19 protein-coding genes and 1 CRISPR repeat array are annotated in these 22,863 nt (G+C 37.7%); of the genes, 18 read left to right on the top strand and 1 reads right to left on the bottom strand.

Features of this window, described 5'->3' with window-relative positions:
- Positions 1–1,310: a CRISPR direct-repeat array (repeat unit 28 nt; unit sequence GTGTTCCCCGCGTAGGCGGGGGTGATCC).
- 247 nt (positions 1,311–1,557) lie between these two features.
- Entirely contained in the window at positions 1,558–2,232 is a 675-nt protein-coding gene (locus HMPREF1135_RS09355) for a Crp/Fnr family transcriptional regulator (protein WP_007594582.1), read from the bottom strand.
- A 113-nt stretch (positions 2,233–2,345) separates the two neighbouring features.
- On the opposite strand from HMPREF1135_RS09355, the gene HMPREF1135_RS09350 reads away from it, so the two are divergent.
- The 18 genes from HMPREF1135_RS09350 to HMPREF1135_RS09265 all read left to right on the top strand — a co-directional run bounded on the left by HMPREF1135_RS09350 (position 2,346) and on the right by HMPREF1135_RS09265 (position 22,810).
- The gene (locus HMPREF1135_RS09350; RefSeq protein WP_007594580.1) at positions 2,346–3,029 is read left to right on the top strand and encodes a DUF2249 domain-containing protein; all 684 of its coding nucleotides are present in this window, start codon (positions 2,346–2,348) and stop codon (positions 3,027–3,029) included.
- 3 nt (positions 3,030–3,032) lie between these two features.
- On the top strand, positions 3,033–3,686 hold the full coding sequence (locus HMPREF1135_RS09345) for a cupin domain-containing protein (RefSeq protein ID WP_007594578.1): 654 nt from the start codon (positions 3,033–3,035) through the stop codon (positions 3,684–3,686).
- Between the two features lie 18 nt (positions 3,687–3,704).
- On the top strand, positions 3,705–4,889 hold the full coding sequence (locus HMPREF1135_RS09340) for a flavodoxin domain-containing protein (RefSeq protein WP_007594576.1): 1,185 nt from the start codon (positions 3,705–3,707) through the stop codon (positions 4,887–4,889).
- Positions 4,890–5,157: 268 nt separating this feature from the next.
- A complete protein-coding gene (locus HMPREF1135_RS09335) occupies positions 5,158–5,457 on the top strand; it encodes a zeta toxin family protein (RefSeq protein ID WP_007594574.1) in 300 nt (99 codons plus the stop codon).
- Positions 5,458–5,757: 300 nt separating this feature from the next.
- Entirely contained in the window at positions 5,758–6,264 is a 507-nt protein-coding gene (locus tag HMPREF1135_RS09330) for a precorrin-2 dehydrogenase/sirohydrochlorin ferrochelatase family protein (protein ID WP_007594571.1), read from the top strand.
- A 14-nt stretch (positions 6,265–6,278) separates the two neighbouring features.
- Entirely contained in the window at positions 6,279–7,253 is a 975-nt protein-coding gene (gene hemB, locus HMPREF1135_RS09325) for a porphobilinogen synthase (RefSeq protein WP_007594563.1), read from the top strand.
- Positions 7,250–8,020, top strand: a complete 771-nt coding sequence (locus HMPREF1135_RS09320; protein ID WP_007594561.1) for a sirohydrochlorin cobaltochelatase — start codon at positions 7,250–7,252, stop codon at positions 8,018–8,020. Before hemB ends, HMPREF1135_RS09320 begins: the two co-directional genes overlap by 4 nt.
- Complete coding sequence (gene hemC / locus HMPREF1135_RS09315; protein ID WP_007594552.1) at positions 8,010–8,930, top strand: hydroxymethylbilane synthase; 921 nt, start codon at positions 8,010–8,012, stop codon at positions 8,928–8,930. Before HMPREF1135_RS09320 ends, hemC begins: the two co-directional genes overlap by 11 nt.
- 1 nt (position 8,931) lies before the next feature.
- Positions 8,932–10,425, top strand: a complete 1,494-nt coding sequence (cobA, locus tag HMPREF1135_RS09310) for a uroporphyrinogen-III C-methyltransferase (protein WP_007594550.1) — start codon at positions 8,932–8,934, stop codon at positions 10,423–10,425.
- On the top strand, positions 10,406–11,701 hold the full coding sequence (hemL, locus tag HMPREF1135_RS09305) for a glutamate-1-semialdehyde 2,1-aminomutase (RefSeq protein ID WP_007594549.1): 1,296 nt from the start codon (positions 10,406–10,408) through the stop codon (positions 11,699–11,701). The genes cobA and hemL overlap by 20 nt, the downstream gene beginning before the upstream one ends.
- Positions 11,698–12,873: a glutamyl-tRNA reductase gene (gene hemA, locus HMPREF1135_RS09300; protein ID WP_007594547.1), complete on the top strand. Its 1,176-nt coding sequence runs from the start codon at positions 11,698–11,700 to the stop codon at positions 12,871–12,873. Before hemL ends, hemA begins: the two co-directional genes overlap by 4 nt.
- A 354-nt stretch (positions 12,874–13,227) precedes the next feature.
- The gene (locus HMPREF1135_RS09295; RefSeq protein WP_007594545.1) at positions 13,228–14,109 is read left to right on the top strand and encodes a DegV family protein; all 882 of its coding nucleotides are present in this window, start codon (positions 13,228–13,230) and stop codon (positions 14,107–14,109) included.
- Between the two features lie 170 nt (positions 14,110–14,279).
- Positions 14,280–15,341, top strand: coding sequence for a zinc-binding dehydrogenase (locus HMPREF1135_RS09290; RefSeq protein WP_007594543.1), 1,062 nt, complete (start codon positions 14,280–14,282; stop codon positions 15,339–15,341).
- A gap of 1 nt (position 15,342) precedes the next feature.
- The gene (locus tag HMPREF1135_RS09285; protein ID WP_007594541.1) at positions 15,343–16,281 is read left to right on the top strand and encodes a glycosyltransferase family 2 protein; all 939 of its coding nucleotides are present in this window, start codon (positions 15,343–15,345) and stop codon (positions 16,279–16,281) included.
- A 44-nt stretch (positions 16,282–16,325) separates the two neighbouring features.
- The gene (locus HMPREF1135_RS09280; protein ID WP_007594539.1) at positions 16,326–18,539 is read left to right on the top strand and encodes a glycosyltransferase family 2 protein; all 2,214 of its coding nucleotides are present in this window, start codon (positions 16,326–16,328) and stop codon (positions 18,537–18,539) included.
- Between the two features lie 15 nt (positions 18,540–18,554).
- Positions 18,555–19,547 (top strand): glycosyltransferase family 2 protein, encoded by a 993-nt coding sequence (locus HMPREF1135_RS09275; protein WP_007594538.1) that lies wholly within the window; start codon positions 18,555–18,557, stop codon positions 19,545–19,547.
- Between the two features lie 124 nt (positions 19,548–19,671).
- The gene (locus tag HMPREF1135_RS09270; RefSeq protein ID WP_007594537.1) at positions 19,672–21,078 is read left to right on the top strand and encodes an undecaprenyl-phosphate glucose phosphotransferase; all 1,407 of its coding nucleotides are present in this window, start codon (positions 19,672–19,674) and stop codon (positions 21,076–21,078) included.
- A gap of 13 nt (positions 21,079–21,091) precedes the next feature.
- A complete protein-coding gene (locus tag HMPREF1135_RS09265; RefSeq protein WP_007594536.1) occupies positions 21,092–22,810 on the top strand; it encodes an LCP family glycopolymer transferase in 1,719 nt (572 codons plus the stop codon).
- The last annotated feature ends 53 nt before the right edge of the window (positions 22,811–22,863 follow it).

The raw sequence follows: 22,863 nt of genomic DNA, 5'->3' as shown, positions 1-22,863 counted from the left end.
GTGTTCCCCGCGTAGGCGGGGGTGATCCTATGTTTGTCGCCTGTGGCGGTTCGCTTGCTAAGTGTTCCCCGCGTAGGCGGGGGTGATCCTATTTGAAAATAGGGCAGGCATTCAATGAACAAGTGTTCCCCGCGTAGGCGGGGGTGATCCCATCTATCGCATCAACCTTGCCTGCTCCTGCTAGTGTTCCCCGCGTAGGCGGGGGTGATCCTGAAGCTTTAGAAAAAGCAAAGTACATGGTTGAGTGTTCCCCGCGTAGGCGGGGGTGATCCTAATGTCCTCGGCCTTTGCCTCTGTACTTACTCGTGTTCCCCGCGTAGGCGGGGGTGATCCTCCTATTTTTTCCAAATCGGAAATTAATTTACAGTGTTCCCCGCGTAGGCGGGGGTGATCCCCAAGATGGTCTATATTGGCAGAAGCGACAATATGTGTTCCCCGCGTAGGCGGGGGTGATCCTAGCAAGTATCCTTTTGCACACGCAAGCCTTGAGTGTTCCCCGCGTAGGCGGGGGTGATCCTCAATCGGATTTGTTGCCCCTGTCATGCGGTTAGTGTTCCCCGCGTAGGCGGGGGTGATCCTTGGCCACAATCTAACTATAGAGTCAGTGAAAGGTGTTCCCCGCGTAGGCGGGGGTGATCCCAACTTAAAACTTTTTAAGCAACACCCGCTTGAGTGTTCCCCGCGTAGGCGGGGGTGATCCTCGCACGGGTGAGTATTCCACGATAAGCAAAAAGTGTTCCCCGCGTAGGCGGGGGTGATCCTCCAATATGGAAGCCGACAACAAAGACATATGTGTGTTCCCCGCGTAGGCGGGGGTGATCCCGACCGTGCCATAGTAAACGATAGTTTAATCAGGTGTTCCCCGCGTAGGCGGGGGTGATCCTTAGGTGAAGTCATGCAAATTCAAATAGATTCGGTGTTCCCCGCGTAGGCGGGGGTGATCCTAGAAAAAGAGCAGAAAATGCTTGAGAATAAACGTGTTCCCCGCGTAGGCGGGGGTGATCCTATTAGATGAAGTGGAGGATACAGAGTGAATCAGTGTTCCCCGCGTAGGCGGGGGTGATCCCGCATGTGTATATTCCTTTATCTTCAGCGTTCGGTGTTCCCCGCGTAGGCGGGGGTGATCCTAAAGCTGTAATCTATGATGTTGCAAGATATGAGTGTTCCCCGCGTAGGCGGGGGTGATCCTGGGCTCACCACTTCCGAAAAGGTATGAATTTTGTGTTCCCCGCGTAGGCGGGGGTGATCCTAGTAAGAGAGGTAGGATAAATGTCGAAAAGATGTGTTCCCCGCGTAGGCGGAGGTGATCCCTATTCTATTCACGATTTTTTTCTTCATCAGGTATTCCCTGCGTATGCAGGGTGAAACCTACCACATATTATGTTCCATCACAATCAGAAGTATTCCCCGCGTATGCGGGAGTTACTCCTTATATTAAAATTTGTATCCTTTGGTAATTTTGTCTTATCCTTATATGCAGAAGTACTTTGAGATATTTAAACCTGTATTTATTAATGAGATTGTATAAGTAATACTATAAAGAGAATACAAATACCGTCACCTGCTTAATATATCCTGCAGGGCATCTGAATCCAGTATTTTGATTACAGGGGGATTATAAAAAATAATTTTCTCGGATTCCAGGCGGCTTAATTCCCGGTGCAGGGAGGTTCTGGATACATTCATAAGCATTGCCCATTTTGAAATGCTGTCAGGAATTGTGACAGTATCTTTACCTGATTGACAGGACTGCATTAAAAGCCAGAATGCCGCTTTTTGTGCGATGCCTCCGTAGGAGAGCAGCTCAAGTCTTTGCTGAAGCATATAAGTGGCAGTGGAAATTTCGGTGGTGAAATTTTGTAATATGCAAAGATTTAATTGCATAAGCTTTAAAAGCTCATCTCTATGTAAGAGCATTATCTTTGCAGGCTCAATTGCAACTATATCACAGGGATATTTTCGGCTTTTGGAAAAAACGGCGGCAGGTCCTATAATATCTCCGGGATTTCGTACAGAAACATCCACCTGCCTGCCGTTTGGGAAATTTTTCCTTGCCTCTACGCGACCTTCTAAAATAATCCCTATACGATTGGCGGTATCCATAAAATTAAACACTGTATTTCCTTTGTCATAGTATTTAACGGTAGGGGAAATAATTCCAAGGATATCTGAAATTTCATCTTCTCCCAAACCCTTAAATAATGAACTGTTTTGAAGAATTGAATAGTACATATTGTCTCCATAGTTTTTTTGTTGTTTTTATTATACATGAAATCTGTATCTGGGAATACAGATTTTTTGACATTATAGGAGTATAATAAAGACAAAATAAAGGAGGTCAAGATATGAGCGTTACAAATTGGAAAGATAAAGTTTCAAGTTTTAAGCAAATTGATGTAAGAGGAATTCAAGGCAATTTCTTTTTGGGATTAAAAAAGCAGGCCATGGATGTGAAGGCAGGCGAGGGAATAACGGTTATCCAGTCCTTTGATCCCATACCTCTTTATGAAGTAATGGAGGGGTTGGGTTTTGAATATTATACGGAGAAAAAAGCCGAAGGTGAGTACCATGCTTATTTTTACAGAGTGGAGGTAAAGCAGGAAGAAAAGGATATTCCTATGCGTCCGGCGGCACTTACAAATATGCCTTTGATTGATGAGAAATTAGGGGATATAGCTGTAAGCTTCTGGGATTTGACATGGAATGATGAGCATAGATATCTGCCGTATGAAACAAGGCTTTTACTGTCATTGACAAATGCAGTGGGTGCAGGCAGAATGCGTCAGGCAACAAGAGAACTTGTAAAGGCATATATTCACGGACTTGACAGTGCGGCATTTGATGATGTTTTTGAACTTCTTGTATGGAATCAGGGAATAGGTTATTTTAGTTCGGAGATAGGCCTTTCCACACTTTTTGCAGCATATAAGACCATAAAAAACATGGAAAAGCAAAACAAAGCAAGGGGCGAGATTTGTGAAACATTAAAGGAAAAATTCGGAGAGAAGAATCCGGATGTAAAGGTGTGATATATGAAAGAAAAAGTAGGTGAAGTATTTTCTATAGCAAGGGATAATGAACCTGTTGCTGGTTGTACTGTTTCCAAGGCGGTATATGAGGGAGCAAATGATATAATATATTTTTCTTTGGCGGAGAGTACGGATATAAGTGCCGAAATATATCCCTATCATAAGCTGCTTATAGTGGCTGAGGGAAGGATGAGTGTTTACGGTGATAAGGGTTTTATAAGAGAGCTTGAAACAGGAGACTGTATTATAACAATGACAGATACACCTGTGGGAATGAAAACAAATAATGGAGCCGTGTATACGGAAATATCAATAAGGAGAGAAGATATTATGAATAACAGTGTTAAAGCGGGAGAAGTTTTTAAATTAGCGGATTTAGTACCATATGCGGATGGAAAGATTGTAAATATGGATGTGGTTCATAATGATAAGATGAAATTTATTGTTATGGCATTTGATGAGGGTGCGGCACTTTCAGAACATGCAGCACCGGGTGAGGCAATCGTTTTTGCCCTTGACGGCGAGGGAGTAATAGGTTATGAGGGAAAGGAGCATGTTATAAAAGCAGGTGAAAACTTCCATTTTGCAAAGGCGGGACTTCACTCGGTAAGAGCAACAAAGAAATTTAAAATGGCATTATTACTTACACTTGAATAAAAGAAAGGGGGTGATCACATGAGAAAAAAAGTAAAGGGAAATGTAAGCTGGGTAGGATATATTGATTGGGAGCTGGAGAGTTTTCATGGCGATGATTATTCCATAAAAAACGGTTCCAGCCAAAATGCCTATCTTATAGAAGAAGAAAAAACAGTATTGATTGACACTATATGGACACCTCATAGATTTGACTTTGTAGAGAATCTAAAAAAGGAGATAGATTTAAGCAAGATAGATTTTATAGTTGCCAATCATGGAGAATGTGATCATTCAGGTTCCCTTACCGCACTTATGGAGGAGATACCTGATACTCCGATTTATTGTACCGCAGCAGCTGTAAAAAGTATTGAAGGTCAGTACGGAAAGCGTGGCTGGAACTTTAATGTGGTAAAGACCGGAGACAGTTTGGATATAGGAAACGGTAAAAAGCTTGTATTTGTAGAAATGCGTATGCTCCACTGGCCGGACAGTATGGCGACATATATGACAGGAGACAATATTTTATTTTCAAATGATGCCTTCGGACAGCATTATGCAGTGGAGGAATTGTTTAATGACAAGGCGGATCAATGTCTTTTATGGAAGGAGGCAATGAAGTATTTTGCAAATATATTGACTCCCTTTGCTCCTATACTTACAAAAAAGCTGGAGGAAATCACAGGTTTTAATCTGCCGATAGATATGATTGCACCTTCTCATGGTGCAATATGGAGAGAAGATCCGCTGCAAATAGTTAAAAAGTATGGAGAATGGGCGGCTGACTATCAGGAAGATCAGATAACCATAGCGTATGATACAATGTGGGAAGGAACTACAAAGATTGCACATAAAATAGCTGAAGAAATTCATGCTAAGAGTCCCGATACTGTAGTAAAGGTATTTAATATCTCAAAATCGGATAAGAATGAGGTTATGACTGAAATCTTTAAGTCAAAGGCAATTGCGGTGGGTTCTCCTACAGTCGGAAACAGCATATTAAGCAGTGTGGCAGGCTGGATGGAATTTTTAAAACAGCTTAAGTTTAAAAATAAAAAAGCGGCAGCTTTCGGTTGCTATGGATGGTCGGGAGAGTCTGTAAAGATACTTAAAGAGCAGCTTGCAGGAGCCGGATTTAAAGTGGCTGAAGAAAATATAAAAGTTTTATGGAATCCGAAGGAGGAAGATTTTAACAAACTACCGGAACTGGTTGAAAGTTTATTATAGTGTAAAGCAAATCTAAAGCGTCATTAACCGAATAGATTGAAAGGTTAAAATTTATTATAGAATAAAGAATCGGGTAGGGGATGTCTCTACTCGATTTTTGTTGTAAAATCATAAAAAAACTTAACCTATTCCGAAGGTATTTTTAATGTACAGCTTATATAATATATTGGTTTCATATAAAAGAGTTGCTTAATATATATTCAAAAGTCTATGAGTAAAGGCAAAGATTCTATGTAATAAATACAATGATTTAAGAAAGGGAAAGCAAATGAAACCGATATATACATTATTTGCAGGGGTAAACGGAGCCGGAAAAACCACATTATTTAATATGCAGGATAAAGATTTGGGTGTAAGAGTTAATTCTGATGAGATAGTAGTTGCAAACGGAGGTGATTGGAGAAATTCGTCCGATCAGGCAAGAGCTATGAAGGAAGCGGTGAAACTTATCAAAAAATGTATAAATAATCAATGTGATTTTAATCAGGAGACCACATTGACAGGAAAAAGCATTATAAATAATATAATAAAAGCAGGGGAAAAGGGATTTAAAATAAAAATGAATTAACCATATATGATAATACAAAGGATTTAAAGGTAGTTGCAAAATTTATCAAAGGCAAAAAAGAAAAATGTGATTTAGACTGTACATGGCTAAGGCAAATACTTTAAATAACGGGGTATTAAATAAAATCCATATTTATCATAAAAGATATCATACTCCGGCAGTCAAAATAAAAAGCGGGAAATAACCTGCTTTTTTAATGAACATTTTATTGTCAGCTTATATTTTAGATAATATTTACCTTATTATATGTTATAATATTTGAAGAATTTTATTGGTGGATTTGAAGTGCAAGGAGGGCTTATGGCAAAGTATTTTCCGCTGTTTATTGATATAAGTAACAAGACATTTTTGGTGGTAGGGGCCGGAAATATAGCTGCAAGAAGAATTCTAAAACTTAAGGAGTTCGGTTGCAAGATAATAGTCGTAGCAAAGTCTATAGCGGTAACTATAATGGATTTGCAGGACGACAGGCTGATTTTAAAGGAAAGAGCTTATGACAGTTCGGATGTTGTAGGTGTTGACTATGTTATAGCCGCTACCAATGACAAGGAGCTGAATGAAAAGATAGTATGGGATTGTAAAAAAGCCGGTGTTATAGTAAATGATGCCTCGAATTATAAGAATTGTGATTTCTATTTTCCGGGGATTGTTACAGAGGAAGAGATGGTGATAGGAGTAACATCATCCGGAAGTAACCATAAATTGGCAAGAAGGGTGGCAAGTGCAATCAGATACAATATAAAAGATATAGTTGAGGAATGCAGGAAAGAACAGGAAGAAAATCCGAAGCAGGAAGATTTTGACTGAAGCAGGGAGGACATATGTTTAGGACCAGAAGACTGAGAGCAAATGCGGGTATAAGAAATATGGTCAGAGAAACAAGGATAAGCAAGGATGCCCTTATTTATCCTATGTTTTTTGAAGAGGGAGAAAATATATTTGAAGAAATAGAGTCCATGCCGGGACAGTATAGAATGAGTATAGACCGATGTGACAGTGTAATAGAAGAACTTTTAGATGCAGGAGTCGGTGCCGTAATGCTCTTTGGCATACCGAAGCATAAAGATGAATTAGGCAGTGAGGCATACCATGACCATGGTATTGTTCAGGAGGCAATCAGATATATAAAGAAAAAATATCCGGGGATTTATGTGATAGGTGATGTATGTATGTGTGAGTATACTTCACATGGACATTGCGGAATATTAAACGGAAGTGATGTAGATAACGATACAACTATAAAGTATATTGCAAAGATTGCGCTTTCACAGGTAGAAGCCGGAGCCGACATGGTGGCTCCTTCAGATATGATGGATGGCAGAGTTGAAGAGATAAGAGCGATTTTAGATGATAACGGATATAAAAATATTCCTATAATGGCATACTCGGCAAAGTATGCTTCTGCATTTTACGGTCCTTTCAGAGCGGCTGCAGATTCCGCACCTGCTTTCGGTGACAGGAAGAGCTATCAGATGGATGTGCACAATGTAAGAGAAGCGCTAAAGGAAGTGGAAGAGGATATTTTAGAAGGTGCCGATATTGTAATGGTAAAACCGGCTATGAGCTTTTTGGATATAGTGACAAAAGTCAAGGAGATTACGAATGTTCCGGTAGCCGCATATTCTGTAAGCGGTGAGTATTCCATGGTGAAATCCGCGGCAAAGAACGGCTTTATAGATGAAGAAAAGATAATGTGTGAGATGGCGGTATCGGCATTCAGAGCGGGAGCCGATATTTATATTACATATTATGCAAAAGAACTGGCAAAATGTATTGACAAGGGGATAATCGGATGAAAAAGGGAGTTATAGTTGCAAGTTTTGGAACAACACATGAGGACACCAGAAAAAAGACAATAGATGTGATAGAAAATGATATAAGAGAAGCCTTTAATGACAGTATCTTTATCAGAGCTTGGACAAGCGATATTATTAGGTCGAAATTAAAACATCGTGAGAACTTACATATCAACAATATAAAAGAAGCCTTGGATGAGGCTGTACAAGAAGGTGTGGAAGAATTATTGGTAATAAGTACTCATATTATAAACGGAGTGGAACATAATAAAGTCAAGGATGCAGTATTAAGCTATAAGGACAGATTTAATAAAATAAAAATCGGAGCTGCACTTTTGGAAAATGATGATGACTTTAAGTTTATTATAAAAGAACTGGATGAGATCTACAATAAAGAAGCTGACAGCGCATATCTTTTGATGGGCCATGGTTCAGACCATGAAGCTAATGAAATATATGAACAGCTTAGGAACAGATTTGTAGATATGGGAAGAGATGATATACATATAGCCTGTGTAGAGGGTTATCCGTATATTGAAGATATTCTGCCACAGCTTTCGGAATACAAGTCCGTTCATCTGTCACCTTTTATGATAGTGGCAGGAGATCATGCAAAGAATGATATGGCAGGTGATGAGGACAGCTTCAAAACGATTCTTGAGGAAAGAGGAAAAAATGTAAGTTTTGAACTTAAAGGACTTGGAGAATATGATTTTGTAAGAAGTCTTATACTTAAGCATGCAAATGAGGCGGTATATGTTTCATAAAGATACAATAAGAATAGGTACAAGAAAAAGTGCTTTGGCACTGGCGCAGAGCAAATTGGTGGGGGATGCTATAATAAATAGCTTCCCCCATATAAAAATAGAGTATGTTCCTATGAATACGGTAGGTGATAAAAGGCTTGATATTTCATTACAGGAAATAGGTGGAAAAGGTTTATTCACAAAGGAGCTGGAAGAAGCACTGATAAATGGAGATATAGATCTGGCGGTGCATTCAGCAAAGGATTTGCCTTTAGAGTTTGACAACAGGCTAAAAATTATGCCTGTTTTAAAAAGGGCGGCAGTCAATGATATTTTTGTGGTAAATAAAGATTCAAATAAAGATATAAGAAACTTACCAAAGGGATTTAGAATAGGTACAAGCTCAAAAAGAAGGTCCGAACAGTTGAGGCTTTTAAACAAGGATATTGAAATACTGCCTGTCAGAGGAAATGTAATCACCAGAATAGGAAAGATATTTTCAGATGAGGTGGATGGTGTTATCTTGGCAGGTGCAGGAATTGACAGAATTATTGAAGATAATAAATATGCTGCGGAATACAGCGATATTTTTGATAAGATAAGCATTTTTATTATAAAAGAATGTGATATATTGCCGGCACCTGCACAAGGAATATTATGTGCAGAATATGCAAATGATGATATGGCAGAGATACTTGAAAAAATACAGGATAAAGAATGTGCGTCTTTATTTATTGCAGAGAGAAGGTATTTAAGTGTATTACAGGCCGATTGTCATACAAGTGCAGGTATTTATATATCCGATAACCAAAAAAAATATAGTATAAAAGCTTACTTTGACGGTAAATATATGGAAGCCGATAATATAGAAAAGACATTAGAAAAATTGCTGATTGCCATAGAGGAATTGGCGGGCAAATTAAAGAGGTAAAATGTTTGATAAAAAAATAAATAGTGTATCACTGGTAGGTGTTGGACCCGGAGATGAAAAACTGCTTACATTAAGGGCATGTGAGTGTATAGAAACTGCCGATGTTATAGTATATGACAATCTGGTGAATCCAACTATATTAAACAGGGCAAAGATGAGTGCAAAGCTTATATATGCGGGGAAGATATCAGGAAATCATTATCTTACACAGGACAAAATAAATGAGACTATTGCAGAACATGCTCTTACAGGTGAATATGTAGTGAGACTAAAAGGGGGTGACCCCTATATTTTCGGGCGAGGCGGTGAAGAGGCCGAGTATCTCTTGGAAAGAGGTATTGATTTTGAAATAGTGCATGGAATCAGCTCATTCTATGCAGGTCTTGGCTATGCCGGAATACCTGTTACATTCAGAGGGGAAGCCGCAGAGTTTCATGTCTTTACCGGCCATAAAAAACAGGGAGAAGAACTTGATTTAAATTTTACAAATATAGCAAAGCTTGAGGGTAGTTTGGTATTTTTGATGGGAATATCAAACTTAAGTTTGATAGTACAAGGTTTGCTGTCAAACGGAATGAATCATGATATCGGAGCCGCTGTTATTGAAAACGGAACAAGGTATAATCAAAGAGTATTCAGAGGGAAGCTTTCAAATATAGAGGAGATTGCAAAAAGAGAAAATATTATTTCTCCGGCTCTTATAGTGGTTGGCAATGTATGTGAAAAGAATCTTGCTTTCTTTCAAAAAGATATACTGCCGCTTTCAGGTAAAAATATACTCCTCACTGCCACCAAGGGTTTGCTGGAAAAGATGGCACCTGAATTTAAAAAGCTTGGAGCAAATACTTGTGAGATGAGTCTTATCGCTACAAAAGAGATGGAAATTGATAAGGAAAGATTTGTTTCGGAGCTTGAGCTTGCCACACATGTTTTATTTACAAGCTCAAACGGTGTGGATATATTTTTTGATAAGATAAAAAAATATGATATAGATATCAGAAGCCTATATAATAAAAAAATATGCGTTATAGGTAGCGGAAGCGGTGCTGCTTTGAAAAAGTACGGAGTGAATGCGGACTTTATTCCGAGCAAGTTTGACTCAAAAAGTTTTGTGGAAGAAATTTTGCCAAAGCTTGATAAAAGCAGTAAAGTACTTATGCTAAGAGCCAAGCTTGGAAATGACAATCTTCCAAACGGACTTAATGAGGCAGGTATAGAATTCAGCGATATTCCTATCTATGACACAATTATTGACTACAGAAGAAGTTTCGAGCTCAATAAGGAAATAAAGAAATTTGATTATGTGGTAGTGGCAAGTGCCAGTGCGGCAAAGGCTTTGTGTGAGATGATAGAGGATAAATCGGCTCTTTTAAACAGAGTGGTATCTATAGGGCCTGTGACCACAAAGGCTCTTAGGGAATTTGGTATAGAGGAATTGATTACAGCAAAACAATATGATGTAAAGGGGATAGTAGATGCAATCAAGGAATTATAAAAAATCGGAAAAATATTTCGGTATATCTCAAAAGTATATTCCGGGCGGTGTAAACTCACCGGTTCGTGCGGCAAGGGCGGTACACAGAAATCCGGTATTTATAAAGTCGGGCTTGGGATCAAAGATATTTGATGTAGACGGAAATGAATATATAGATTATGTATGCTCATGGGGACCGGCAATACTTGGGCATGCTCATCCGTATGTACTTGAAAAGGTAAAAAAAGCATTAAAAAAAGGCCTCAGCTTCGGTGCTCCTACAAAGAAGGAGTATATACTTGCTGAAATGATAAATGAAGCAATGCCTGTTATGGAGCAGGTAAGACTGGTAAATTCAGGTACGGAAGCTACAATGAGTGCTATAAGACTTGCAAGAGGATATACAAATAAGGATCTTATTTTAAAATTTACAGGTTGTTATCATGGACATTCGGACGGACTTTTGGTAAAAGCCGGAAGCGGTGTGCTTACAGAGGCAATTTCTTCAAGCGGTGGAGTACCTGATGACTATGCAAAAAATACTGTCGTAGCGGAGTTTAATGATAAAGAAAGCGTCAAAGCATTATTTGATAAATATAATGACAAGATTGCGGCGGTTATTGTGGAGCCTGTAGCGGCAAATATGGGTGTTATTCCTCCAAAGGACGGATTTCTTGAATTTCTTAGAGAAATCACAAAAAAGAATAATGCTCTTTTGATATTTGATGAAGTAATAACAGGTTTCAGACTGGCAAAGGGAGGAGCCTGTGAATACTTTAAAATAAAGCCTGATTTAGTTACTGTAGGCAAGATAGTAGGTGGAGGTATGCCACTGGCGGCGTATGGTGGAAAGAAAGAAATAATGGCTCATATCAGTCCTCTTGGAGATGTGTATCAGGCGGGTACTCTGAGTGGAAATCCTATAGCAACAACAGCCGGTATTGCAACTCTTGAAGTACTTTTTCAAAATCCTGAGATTTATGCAAATATAGATGAAAATGCTAAACTTTTGGCTGAAGGTATTGAAAAGATAATGAATGAGGGAGAGAAAAAAGTACATATAAACAGAGTGGGTTCTTTGTTATCGGTATTTTTCACATCAAAGAAAGTTGAGTGCTATGAGGATGTATTAAGCTGTGATCTTGACAAATATGCAAGTTATTACAGCTTTTTAAGAGAGAACGGTATTTATGTGGCACCAAGTCAATTTGAGGCGGCATTTATATCCAATGCACATACAGCTGAGGATATAAAAAATACTTTGGATGTAATAGCCGAGTTTGGGGGAAAAGAATGATTTTACTCCTAAGCTTAAGCTTTCGAAATACACCGCAAAAGATAAGAGAGTATTTTGCATTCGGAACTGAGGACAAAAAGAGACTTTTAAAATCATTATGCAGTGAAGAACTGATAGATGAAGCCGCAGTACTTATCACATGTAACAGAACCGAAATATATGTAAGTGCGGGAAATGACAAGAGTACCGGCAGTATAATAAACATTATTTTGGAAAAATGTGAAGAGATAATAGGTATAAATATAGAAAACCTCAGAGATTATTTGCTTTTCTATACCGGAAAGAGTGCAGTTTCTCATCTGTATAAGGTCAGTGCAGGTCTGGATTCAATGCTTATAGGGGAAGACCAGATACTTGGGCAGGTAAAGGATGCTATAGAATTTGCAAGAGAGTGCGATACAGCACATTTATATCTTAATACATTGTTCAGAGACGCCGTCACGGAGGCTAAGAAGATAAAAACAGAAACTTTAATCTCAAAATCAGGAGTATCTACAGCTACATTGGCACTGAGAGCGGCAAAGGATGTACTTAATTCGTTTTCAGGAAAAAATATACTTGTGATAGGTGCATCCGGAAAAATCGGAGATATCGTATTAAATAATGCGATAAGCTACGATTTTTCACAGATATATGTTACAAGAAGAAGGCATAATATAGATATGTCTCCAAATGTGATGGACAGGGTGAGAATTATAGAATATAACGACAGATATGATTATATAAATGATGCGGATATTATTGTTTCGGCTACAAGCGGACCTCATTTCACTCTGACAAAGGAACATATTCAGGAGAATATTGTGCCGGGAAGTAAAAAAGTATTCATTGATTTGGCGGTTCCATGTGATATAGATGAAAGAGTAAGAAGCCTTGATAATATATATTATTACAATATGGATGACATGAAAAAGTTTGCAGATGAAAACAATGAGAAAAAGAAGATAAGTATTGAAAAAGCAAATGCAATGACGGATGAAGGTGTGGAGAAATTTTTAAAATGGGCATTGTTTCAGGAAAATTTAAAAGTGTTTTCAGACGCAACGGAAAATCTTGAAAAAGAGATGGCAAGAATCGGAGAAAAAAAGACTTTGGAACATCTGTTTTATAAGATAAGAGATAACGGAAGTTTGGAAGCATTGCAGTCTATCATTGATGTTCTTTCAATATGATACAGCAGATTGTATAATTGTTTAATAGCTGAACTATAATTTTCCATATTGAACAAATATATCTTATATATATGTTTATATAGTAAAATTACTTTTTTTGAAATCATTTTGTGAATAAAAAAACGCATAAAAAATATAAATCAAATAATAAAATATTGAAAAATAGCCTAAAAGTATGTTATTATAGAGTTGCAGAAGAATTTGCAAATTGACATTAGATTGACTTGATATGTAAAGACAGAAAAGAAGGATTGACCGATCCTTATATCAGAGCATTTTTAATGGGACGTAGATGATGTTTTGGTATCAAATTCCATTTGGTTGGGTCACAAAAAAACGTTAGGAGGTATAGTCATGGAGGACTATATTTTATCATGCAGCTCCACCGCAGATATGACTAACGGGTATTACTCTAGTAGGGATATTCATCATATAGACTGTAAATACACTATAGGTGGCAAGACATATGATGAAAGTATGGGAGAGAGCGTGCCTTTGTCGGAGTTCTACGAAAGAATGAGAAACGGTGAAAGTCCGACAACAAGTCAAATCGACATGGCAGAATACAAGGAATACTTTAAGAAATTCTTGGAAGATGGCAAGGATGTATTGCATATTTGCTTATCATCAAGTATATCCGAATCGTATCTATCAGCGATGGCAGCAGTTAAGGAACTTAAAGGGGAGTATCCTGAAAGACAGTTATATGTAGTAGACTCTTTGTCTGCATCAGCCGGTATGGGACTGCTGGTAGACATCCTGGCAGACAAAAGAGATGAGGGAATGCCTATTGACAAGCTGAAAAGTTATGCGGAGAATTCCAAGAAGTATATCAATCACTGGTTCTTTTCCACAGACTTAACTACCTACTTGAGAGAAGAAAGTCTTGCCAATTTTACTTTTAAGATTGGAAAGACATTGAATTTCTGTCCGCTTATGTGTGTGGACGGAGAGGGTAAGTTGGTAGTTATTGAAAAAGTAAAGACCAAGAAAAAGACCATGGAGGCTATAGTTTCAAGAATGGAAACACAGGCCGTAGATGGAAAGAGATATACCGGAAAATGTTTTATCAGCCATGCAGATTCAGAAAAAGAAGCAAACAAGTTGGCAAGTATGCTTGAGGCTCGTTTCCCGAATTTAAAGGGAAATGTAGAAGTAAAAGATATAGGCCATGTGAACGGTGCACACACAGGTCCCGGAACAGTTGCAGTATTTTTTGTCGGTGACAAAAGATAATTAATTAGAATTTTGATGATTTTAAAAGAATGAAAAAGATGCTTATGCCGCTATTGAAAGATTTCTTCTTAGTATGTCGGTATAAGCATTTTTTGTTTATATTAACACTATTGTTCCATTTGCATTTAAGATATATAATTAGATAAGAAATATTATTGAAAGGATATATCATGGAGGCATTTGCGCTTATAAGGAGAAACGAAGCAAAAATTATAGATTTGCCAAGTCCGAAACTTTCAGATCCATATAATGCTATATTGACACCGGTAGCGATATCGGTTTGCACATCTGATGTAAATACCGTATACGGATCCGGATCAAAGAAACCGGATAATCTTATTTTGGGACATGAAGCAGTTGCAAGGATTGTAAAAGTCGGTGAAAAAGTCAAAGACTTTAAAGAAGGGGATGTGGTTGTTGTTCCGTCTATGACACCGAATTTTCATGACAAAGATATACAGGACGGAAATTTTTTACATGCAGGAGCAAACTTCAGTGCAAATACTTTGGGAAGAAGTACGCCGGGAGTTTTTGCAAGAGAATTTGAAGTGGCTGATGCGGATTTAAACTTGGCTATTTTGCCTGAGGGTGTAAGTCTCGGAGACGGACTTATGTGTACAGATATGGCCACTACAGGCTTTACAGGTGCGGAAACGGTGAATTTCGGAGATACAGTTGTTGTGCTTGGAATCGGTGGTGTAGGGCTTATGGCAATATGCGGTGCCGCTCTTAGAGGTGCCGGAAAAATCATTGCGGTCGGAAGCAGAGGCGTAAGTATTCCACTGGCATATGAATATGGTGCAAGCGAGGTTATTTCATATAAGGATAACAATGTTACGGAATATGTTCTTAAAGCAACAAAAGGCAAGGGCGCAGATGTGGTAATAATTGCAGGTGGCAATGATAAGTCTTTTTCAGATGCCATAGATATGGTAAGATATGGTGTCGGGAAGGTTGTAAATTTGAAACTTTTTACAGGTGACGGAAGTATGGAGATACCGAAGTTTTCTTCAGGTAGAGGTATGTCAGGAAAAACCGTATATATGGAGCTTGGAAAAGGCGGTAGAGTCAGAATGGAAAGACTGCTTTCAATGGTAAAGCATAAAAGATTTACACCTGAAAAACTGATTACACATACATTTGAAGGCTTTGAAAATGTAGAACAGGCTCTTGAACTTATGAGGGACAAGGGCAATACTGTTATAAAAACAATGATACTTACGGGATGGTAGAATGAAAAAAATAAGTATAGTTGTACCATGTTTTAATGAAGAGGAAAATGTGGTACCTATGGCGGATGCCATAAGAGAAGAGTTTAAGAAAAATCTTTCATCATATGAGTATGAAATTATTTTTATTGATAATGATTCAAAAGATAATACAAGAGAGTTGATAAGAGAACTTTGCAAATCGGATATGGGTATTAAAGGTATATTTAATGCGAAAAATTTCGGACAGTTTAATTCACCTTATTACGGAATGCTGCAAAGTACCGGAGATGCCACAGTGCTGATGGCTGCAGATTTTCAAGATCCGGTGGAGATGATACCGAAATATGTAAAAGCCTGGGAAGAGGGCTATAAAATAGCTATCGGAATCAAGAAGTCCAGTCAGGAAAATAAGATAATGTATCATCTTAGAAGTCTGTATTACAAAACTATAAAGAAACTTTCAGAAGTTGAGCAGATAGAACATTTTACAGGTTTCGGACTGTATGACAAGGCGTTTATAAATGTTATGAGAAATCTTGACGATCCGGTCCCTTTCCTGAGAGGAATAGTTGCGGAACTTGGATTCAGAAGAAAAGAGATTCCATACGAGCAACCGCAAAGAAGAGCCGGAATTACAAGCAATAATTTATACAGATTGTACGATGCGGCAATGCTTTCAGTTACGGCATATACCAAGGTAGGACTGCGACTTGCCACATTTGCGGGAGTCATACTTTCAGGTATATCAATGATTATTGCCATTATATATCTTATATTAAAGCTGCTTTATTGGGACAGATTTCCGGCAGGTATGGCCCCGATACTTATAGGTATGCTTTTCCTCGGTTCAATACAGATATTCTTTATAGGACTTATAGGCGAGTACATACTTACAATAAATCAAAGAGTGATGAAGAGACCTTTGGTTGTTGAAGAGGAAAGACTCAATTTTGATGAATAAAGGCTACACTAAAGCACAGAATATTATAAAAAGGATAATACTTTATGAAATATAAGGTGGACTATGTTCGCATACGCGAGAATTATATCACATTAAACGGTTGGGTAGTGGGTAAGAACCCCGGTTCACAGCCTTCTTTTCATGTATATAACAGTAAAATGGAAAGTGTTGAATTTAAATATGTAAAGACCAGAAGAGATGATGTATGTCAGGTATATTTCGGTAAAATATATGATGAAGATTACGGTTTTGATATTAAGTTTGATTATAAAAGGGGTGAGGACTATTATCTTGAGATAAAAGTTGACAATCAAAAGAAGAAAATCAAATATAATGAGGAGCTTATATATAAGCGTTCAAGTGTGGCCTATAAAAGGATGGAAAAACTTAAAGACCTTTGCAATATGGAAACTGTAAGGGTTGCTTTTAACTTCATGAAAAAGAACGGACTGAGAGCTCTTATCAGAAAGTCAAAGAGTAAAATACAGGGCATGGACAATGATTACGAATATACAGAATGGTATGAAAAGACCAAGCCTACAAAGGAAGAGTTGGCAGCACAAAGAGAAGTTAAATTTGACTACTCACCTTTATTTTCAATAGTAATACCTCTTTATGCGACTCCCGACAATTTCCTCAGAGAGTTGCTTGACTCAATTCTTGCACAGACTTATTCAAACTTTGAGATTTGCCTTGCGGACGGAAGCGAAAACGGCAAGGACAAGGAAGATTTCATAAAAAAATATATTGAAGAAAAAAACACAGGAAGCAAGATAAAATATAATAAACTCGGTAAAAACTTGGGTATTGCCGGAAATACAAATGAAGCACTTAAGATGGCAAGCGGTGATTATATAGTACTTGCAGATCATGATGATGTTATTACCGAAAATGCATTGTATGAATGTGCAAAGGCAATAAATGAAGAAAACTGTGACTGCTTATATTCCGATGAAGATAAGCTGGATATGGACGGAGGTTCATTATTCGATCCTCATTTTAAGCCTGATTTTAATATCGACTTACTTGAAAGTGTGAATTATATCTGTCATCTCTTTGTAGTAAAGAAGGAACTTGTGGATGTGGCAGGAATGTTTGATGCGGCATTTGACGGAGCACAGGACTATGATTTTATATTCAGAGTGACTGAGAATGCAAAAAAGATTGTACATATACCGAAGGTTTTATACCATTGGAGATGCCATATGAATTCAACAGCTTCAAATCCGCAAAGTAAATTATACGCATTTGAAGCGGGAGCAAGAGCGATAAAGGCACATATTGAAAGAGTGGGGATTTCATTACCTGTAGAAAAGATAGAAAAGGGTGTTGATTACGGTATTTACCACAAGTACTTTATTATGGAAGATAAACCTTTGCTTTCTATTATCATTCCAAACAAAGATCATAGAGAGGATCTTGATTTGGCGATTCGCTCCATAATGACAAAGAGCAGTTATAAGAATATTGAGTTCATTGTCGTGGAAAATAATTCTACCGACAAAAAGACTTTTGAATACTATGATAAGATTCAAAAAGAGTTTGACAATGTAAAGGTTGTGCGTTGGGAGAGAGAATTTAACTATTCTCTTATCAATAACTTCGGTGTAAACTTTGCAAACGGTGAATATCTTTTCTTTTTAAACAATGATATAGAACTTATAAATCCGACTTCAATAGAAGAGATGATGTGGTATGCGGTGAGAAAGGATGTCGGTATAGTGGGTGCAAGACTTCTCTACAATGATGATACAATACAGCATGCAGGTGTTGTGGTCGGATTTGGAGGAGTGGCGGGACATACCTTTATAGGACTTTCAGAGGTTGAAAACAGCTATTTCCACAGAGCACTTACATTACAGGATTATTCCGCCGTAACGGCTGCAGCACTTATTACGAAGAAATCGGTATTTGAAGAAGTTGGCGGATTCAGTGAAGAATTGGCGGTTGCATTTAATGATATCGATTTTTGTATGAAGGTAAGGGATAAAAACTATCTTGTAGTCTATAATCCTTATGCACTTTTCTATCATTATGAGTCAAAGTCAAGAGGACTTGAGGACAGTCCTGAAAAAATCGAAAGATTTAACAGAGAGACCGCTATATTTATGAAAAGATGGCCCAAAATACTGGAAAAGGGAGATCCGTATTATAATCCTAATCTTACATTACGTAAGTCAAACTTTGCACTTAGAGATTTGTTGAATGAAAAAATAGGTGAACCGTTTATTGACGAGAAGATAAAAAAATACCTTTAGGTATCCGGGAGAAAGATGAGTAAAGTAACAATAATAATACCGAACTATAACGGTATAAAGTTTATGAAGGATTGCATTGAATCGCTTAGAACTCAAACTTATAAAAATTTTGAGATTTTGGTGGTAGACAACGGTTCAAAGGATGAGTCCGTAGATTATTTGAGAGATCTTGAAAGTTATGAAAGCAATCTGAATATAAAAGTGATTTATCTGGATGAAAACCTTGGGTTTGCAGGTGGAGTAAATGTAGGACTTGCAGCCTGTGACAGTAAATATGTTATCTTGTTGAACAATGATACCGAAGTATTTCCGGACTATGTGGAAATGCTTGTTAATGCAATAGAAAAGTCTGAAAAGATATTTGCAATAAATCCACTGATGATAAATGCTCATAACAAGGAACTTGTGGATGATGCCGGAGACGGATATTCTCTCCTTGGCTGGGGGTATCAGATAGGTGTCGGAGAAAAGGTAGCGGATTTTACAAAAAGAAGAGCTGTATTTTCGGCATGTGCGGGTGCAAGTATATACAGAAAGAGCATCTTGGATGAAATAGGTTATTTTGATGAAATGCATTTTGCATATTTGGAGGATATGGACTTAAGTTTCAGAGCAAGACTTAGAGGATATATTATCGGTTTTGAGCCAATGGCCAAGGTATATCATCTCGGAAGTGCAACCTCAGGATCAAAATACAATTCCTTTAAGGTAAGACTTGCAGCAAGAAATAATATTTATTTGATTTATAAAAATATGACAAACCTGCAGATTGCATTTAACTTTTTCCCACTTTTACTGGGAACTTTAATTAAAACGGCATTTTTCTTTAAAAAAGGATTTCTGACAGATTATATAAGCGGACTTAAAGAAGGCTTTAAAAATCTTGGAGAATGTGAAAGAGTTGATTTTTCGGAAATCAGAAAAATGGATATATTGGCGCTTGAGGGCGAGATAATAGCCGGAACATTTGAATATGTGTATAGATTTATAAAAAGACATAGCAGTTGAGAACTGTTACTAAAGATTAAGTAAAATGTAATAAATGATTTTGCGTTTGGTTGTAAAATTGATATATGATTTTACGAATAATGAAAAGAAGTCTATCGCATAAGATTGCGATATGGAGCAATATATGATTAAAGAAAACCAGAAGAGATTAAACAGGCTGCATATACTCTTAGATGCTCTGGTTATATTTTTAAGTTATTTAATAGCTTATCTTATAATGTATTATAATGATGATGCCTTGCTTGCATTGTCGGCACAGGAGTATTTCAGTGCTCTGATAATAATTATACCCGGTTTTTTGATACTATATGAATTCTTTGAACTGTATACACCTAAGAGAGTTTCGGGAAGAAGAAGCGAGATAGCAAATATATTCAAAGCCAATTCCATAGGATGGTTGATATTTACATTGACACTCTATTTGGGTGGTAAAAATATGAATATGCATCACTTCTCAAGAAGATTGGTAATTATCTTCTATATTCTGGCAAATGTACTTATGATAGTTGAGAGAACTTCAATACGAATTTTCTTAATGAACATAAGACAGAAGGGGTATAATCAGAAGCATATTTTATTAATCGGGTATTCAAGGGCTGCTGAAGGATATATAGACAGAGTAAAACAAAATCCTGAGTGGGGATATAATATTAGGGGTATCTTGGATGATAATAAAGAACGAGGATTCAGCTATAACGGTGTAAAGGTGATAGGAACCGTAGCGAATCTTCATATGATATTAGAGATGAATGTGCTTGATGAAATAGCGATAACTCTCAGTATAAAAGAATATGAACATCTGGAAGCCATAGTAAATGACTGTGAGAAATCCGGCGTTCATACAAAGTTTATACCTGATTACAATAATTTTATTCCTACTATTCCATACATAGAGGACTTACAGGGATTGCCGGTTATAAATATCAGGCATGTGCCGCTTACAGAATTGCACAATGCATATATAAAAAGAATTGTTGACATATTCGGGGCATTATTTGGTATAATACTGTTCTCACCATGGATGTTAATTACCGCAATACTGGTAAAGCTGACAGACGGTGGCCCCATAATATATGCTCAAGAAAGAGTCGGTTTACACAATAAACCTTTTAAAATGTATAAATTCCGCTCAATGGCTGTACAAAAGCCGTCAGAGGAAAAGTCAAAATGGACTACTCCAAATGACCCGAGAGTCACCAAAATAGGTAGATTTATAAGGAAAACAAGTATTGATGAAATGCCTCAGTTTTTCAATATCTTAAAGGGTGATATGTCACTTGTGGGTCCTAGACCTGAGAGACCTTTTTATGTGGAAAAGTTCAGAGAAGAAATACCGCATTATATGATAAAACATCAAGTCAGACCGGGACTTACCGGTTGGGCACAGGTTAACGGGTTTAGAGGAGATACTTCAATACAAAAGAGGATAGACCATGACTTATATTATATTGAAAACTGGACTTTAGGTTTTGATTTCAAGATAATGTTTTTGACGATATTTAAGGGATTTATCAACAAGAATGCTTATTAGCAGGAGGATTATAATGAGCGAAGAAAAAAAGAAGTCCAGAAAAAAGAAAAAGTCAAAAATTGCTTTTTTCATTACTATGCTTATAGCGGAGATGCTTGTTCTGGGCGTTATATTTGCATATGCCTATGCGCTGAAACAATATTCTAAAATCCAACGACCGGAGTATGATGTGGAAGAGGTGGCAAATACCGGCTTGTCGGAAAAAAAGCTTCAGGAGATGAGAGGATATAGAAATATTGCATTATTCGGTGTAGACTCCAGAGACAACAGTGTCGGAAAAGGAAACAGATCCGATGTCATAATTATATGTTCAATAGATCAGGCTACAGGAGATATTAAGCTTGTATCTGTATACAGAGATACATACCTTGATGTAGGTAAGAATTCATTCCAGAAGGCTACACATGCATATAGCTATGGCGGACCGGCAAGAGCTGTTAAGATGTTAAATGACAGTTTGGATCTTAATATTACAGACTATGTTACATTCAACTGGAAGGCGGTTGCAACAGCAATAAATATTTTGGGCGGTGTAGATATAGAAATCACAAAGCCGGAGTTTAAATATATAAACTCTTATATTACAGAAACTGTAAAGGGAACAGGTATAGGATCCGTACAGTTAAAGGCTCCGGGCATGCAGCATTTGGACGGTGTTCAGGCTGTTGCATATGCAAGACTTAGATATATGGACACAGATTACCAGAGAACGGAAAGACAGAGAAAAGTTATTGAACTTGCTTTTGAGAAGGCAAAGAAGGCCGACCTTAAGACTTTGAATGATCTGCTTGGAAATATGCTTTCCATGGTAGCGACAAATCTTACATGGCAGGACGGTCTTGATGTAATAAATGATTTCGGAAAATATAATTTAAAAGATACTGCAGGTTTTCCGTTTGAGTTGGATGATATGACTCTGGGTACAAAGGGATTTATAGTAGTTCCCGTAAACCTTGAGAGTAATGTATTGGAACTTCACAAATATCTCTTCGGTGATGAAAATTATGAGGTTTCCGCAAAAGTAAAAGCCTACAGTGACAGAATTTCATCAGATACCGGAGTTTATAAAGACGGTGACAGTATAAAGCGAGTAAAAACCAGCGGCGGATATAAGTCGAATAAAAACACCGATGAAGATGATAAAGAAACCAAGAGTAAGAAGAAAACGACTACCGAAGCCGAGACTAAAAAGAGTGTAGATATCTACATAGATAATAATGGAAGATATTATCAGCTTGATAAAGACGGCGAAACCGTTTGGATAGATAAAGATGAAGAAAATGATTATTACACAGACGGTGACGGAAATAAGTACTATATTAAGCCTACCGAGAAGGGAAGTGCGGCTGAAAGGGATAAGACCACAAGCAGCTCAAAAACAGGAGTAAATGTAGGCCCGGGAGAGACCACACAGGCCTCAAAGGGTTCAAATGTGGAGATTATAACTTCGTCAACCGAGGCTCAGAATAAGAAAAATACTACAGCTGAAACTCAGACAAAGAAGGTAAACGGACCGGGAGAGATTACCGCCGCAAGCAGTGAGGCTCAGCCGAGGAAATCAAACGGACCGGGTGAAACAACTCAGGCTCAGACAAAGTCGGGAAAGAGTCCTAAAGAATCTACAGTGGAACCTTTGACTACTACAGCAAAAGAAGAAACTGTGGCACCTGCTCCTAATGTAGTGGGACCGGGAAGTACTGTTTCACAGACTGTGGAAGCAAAACCTGAATAAAAAACACAAATTAAACTTATTTCGTACACAAATAAGACACAAAGCATTGGTAG

This window comes from Lachnoanaerobaculum sp. OBRC5-5 (assembly GCF_000296385.1).
Taxonomy (GTDB): Bacteria; Bacillota; Clostridia; order Lachnospirales; family Lachnospiraceae; genus Lachnoanaerobaculum.
Note: the sequence above shows the minus strand (reverse complement) of the source record. Positions and strands in the feature narration are given on the sequence as shown.

Excerpts from the sequence above, each read along its gene's own strand:
- HMPREF1135_RS09350 (WP_007594580.1), top strand. The coding sequence starts at position 2,346 with ATGAGCGTTACAAATTGGAAAGATAAAGTTTCAAGTTTTAAGCAAATT.
- hemB (WP_007594563.1), top strand. The coding sequence starts at position 6,279 with ATGTTTAGGACCAGAAGACTGAGAGCAAATGCGGGTATAAGAAATATG.
- HMPREF1135_RS09340 (WP_007594576.1), top strand. The coding sequence starts at position 3,705 with ATGAGAAAAAAAGTAAAGGGAAATGTAAGCTGGGTAGGATATATTGAT.
- HMPREF1135_RS09330 (WP_007594571.1), top strand. The coding sequence starts at position 5,758 with ATGGCAAAGTATTTTCCGCTGTTTATTGATATAAGTAACAAGACATTT.
- HMPREF1135_RS09355 (WP_007594582.1), bottom strand. The coding sequence starts at position 2,232 with ATGTACTATTCAATTCTTCAAAACAGTTCATTATTTAAGGGTTTGGGA.
- HMPREF1135_RS09320 (WP_007594561.1), top strand. The coding sequence starts at position 7,250 with ATGAAAAAGGGAGTTATAGTTGCAAGTTTTGGAACAACACATGAGGAC.
- HMPREF1135_RS09280 (WP_007594539.1), top strand. The coding sequence starts at position 16,326 with ATGAAATATAAGGTGGACTATGTTCGCATACGCGAGAATTATATCACA.
- HMPREF1135_RS09290 (WP_007594543.1), top strand. The coding sequence starts at position 14,280 with ATGGAGGCATTTGCGCTTATAAGGAGAAACGAAGCAAAAATTATAGAT.
- hemC (WP_007594552.1), top strand. The coding sequence starts at position 8,010 with ATGTTTCATAAAGATACAATAAGAATAGGTACAAGAAAAAGTGCTTTG.
- HMPREF1135_RS09335 (WP_007594574.1), top strand. The coding sequence starts at position 5,158 with ATGAAACCGATATATACATTATTTGCAGGGGTAAACGGAGCCGGAAAA.
- HMPREF1135_RS09265 (WP_007594536.1), top strand. The coding sequence starts at position 21,092 with ATGAGCGAAGAAAAAAAGAAGTCCAGAAAAAAGAAAAAGTCAAAAATT.
- HMPREF1135_RS09345 (WP_007594578.1), top strand. The coding sequence starts at position 3,033 with ATGAAAGAAAAAGTAGGTGAAGTATTTTCTATAGCAAGGGATAATGAA.
- HMPREF1135_RS09275 (WP_007594538.1), top strand. The coding sequence starts at position 18,555 with ATGAGTAAAGTAACAATAATAATACCGAACTATAACGGTATAAAGTTT.
- HMPREF1135_RS09270 (WP_007594537.1), top strand. The coding sequence starts at position 19,672 with ATGATTAAAGAAAACCAGAAGAGATTAAACAGGCTGCATATACTCTTA.
- HMPREF1135_RS09285 (WP_007594541.1), top strand. The coding sequence starts at position 15,343 with ATGAAAAAAATAAGTATAGTTGTACCATGTTTTAATGAAGAGGAAAAT.
- hemA (WP_007594547.1), top strand. The coding sequence starts at position 11,698 with ATGATTTTACTCCTAAGCTTAAGCTTTCGAAATACACCGCAAAAGATA.
- HMPREF1135_RS09295 (WP_007594545.1), top strand. The coding sequence starts at position 13,228 with ATGGAGGACTATATTTTATCATGCAGCTCCACCGCAGATATGACTAAC.
- hemL (WP_007594549.1), top strand. The coding sequence starts at position 10,406 with ATGCAATCAAGGAATTATAAAAAATCGGAAAAATATTTCGGTATATCT.
- cobA (WP_007594550.1), top strand. The coding sequence starts at position 8,932 with ATGTTTGATAAAAAAATAAATAGTGTATCACTGGTAGGTGTTGGACCC.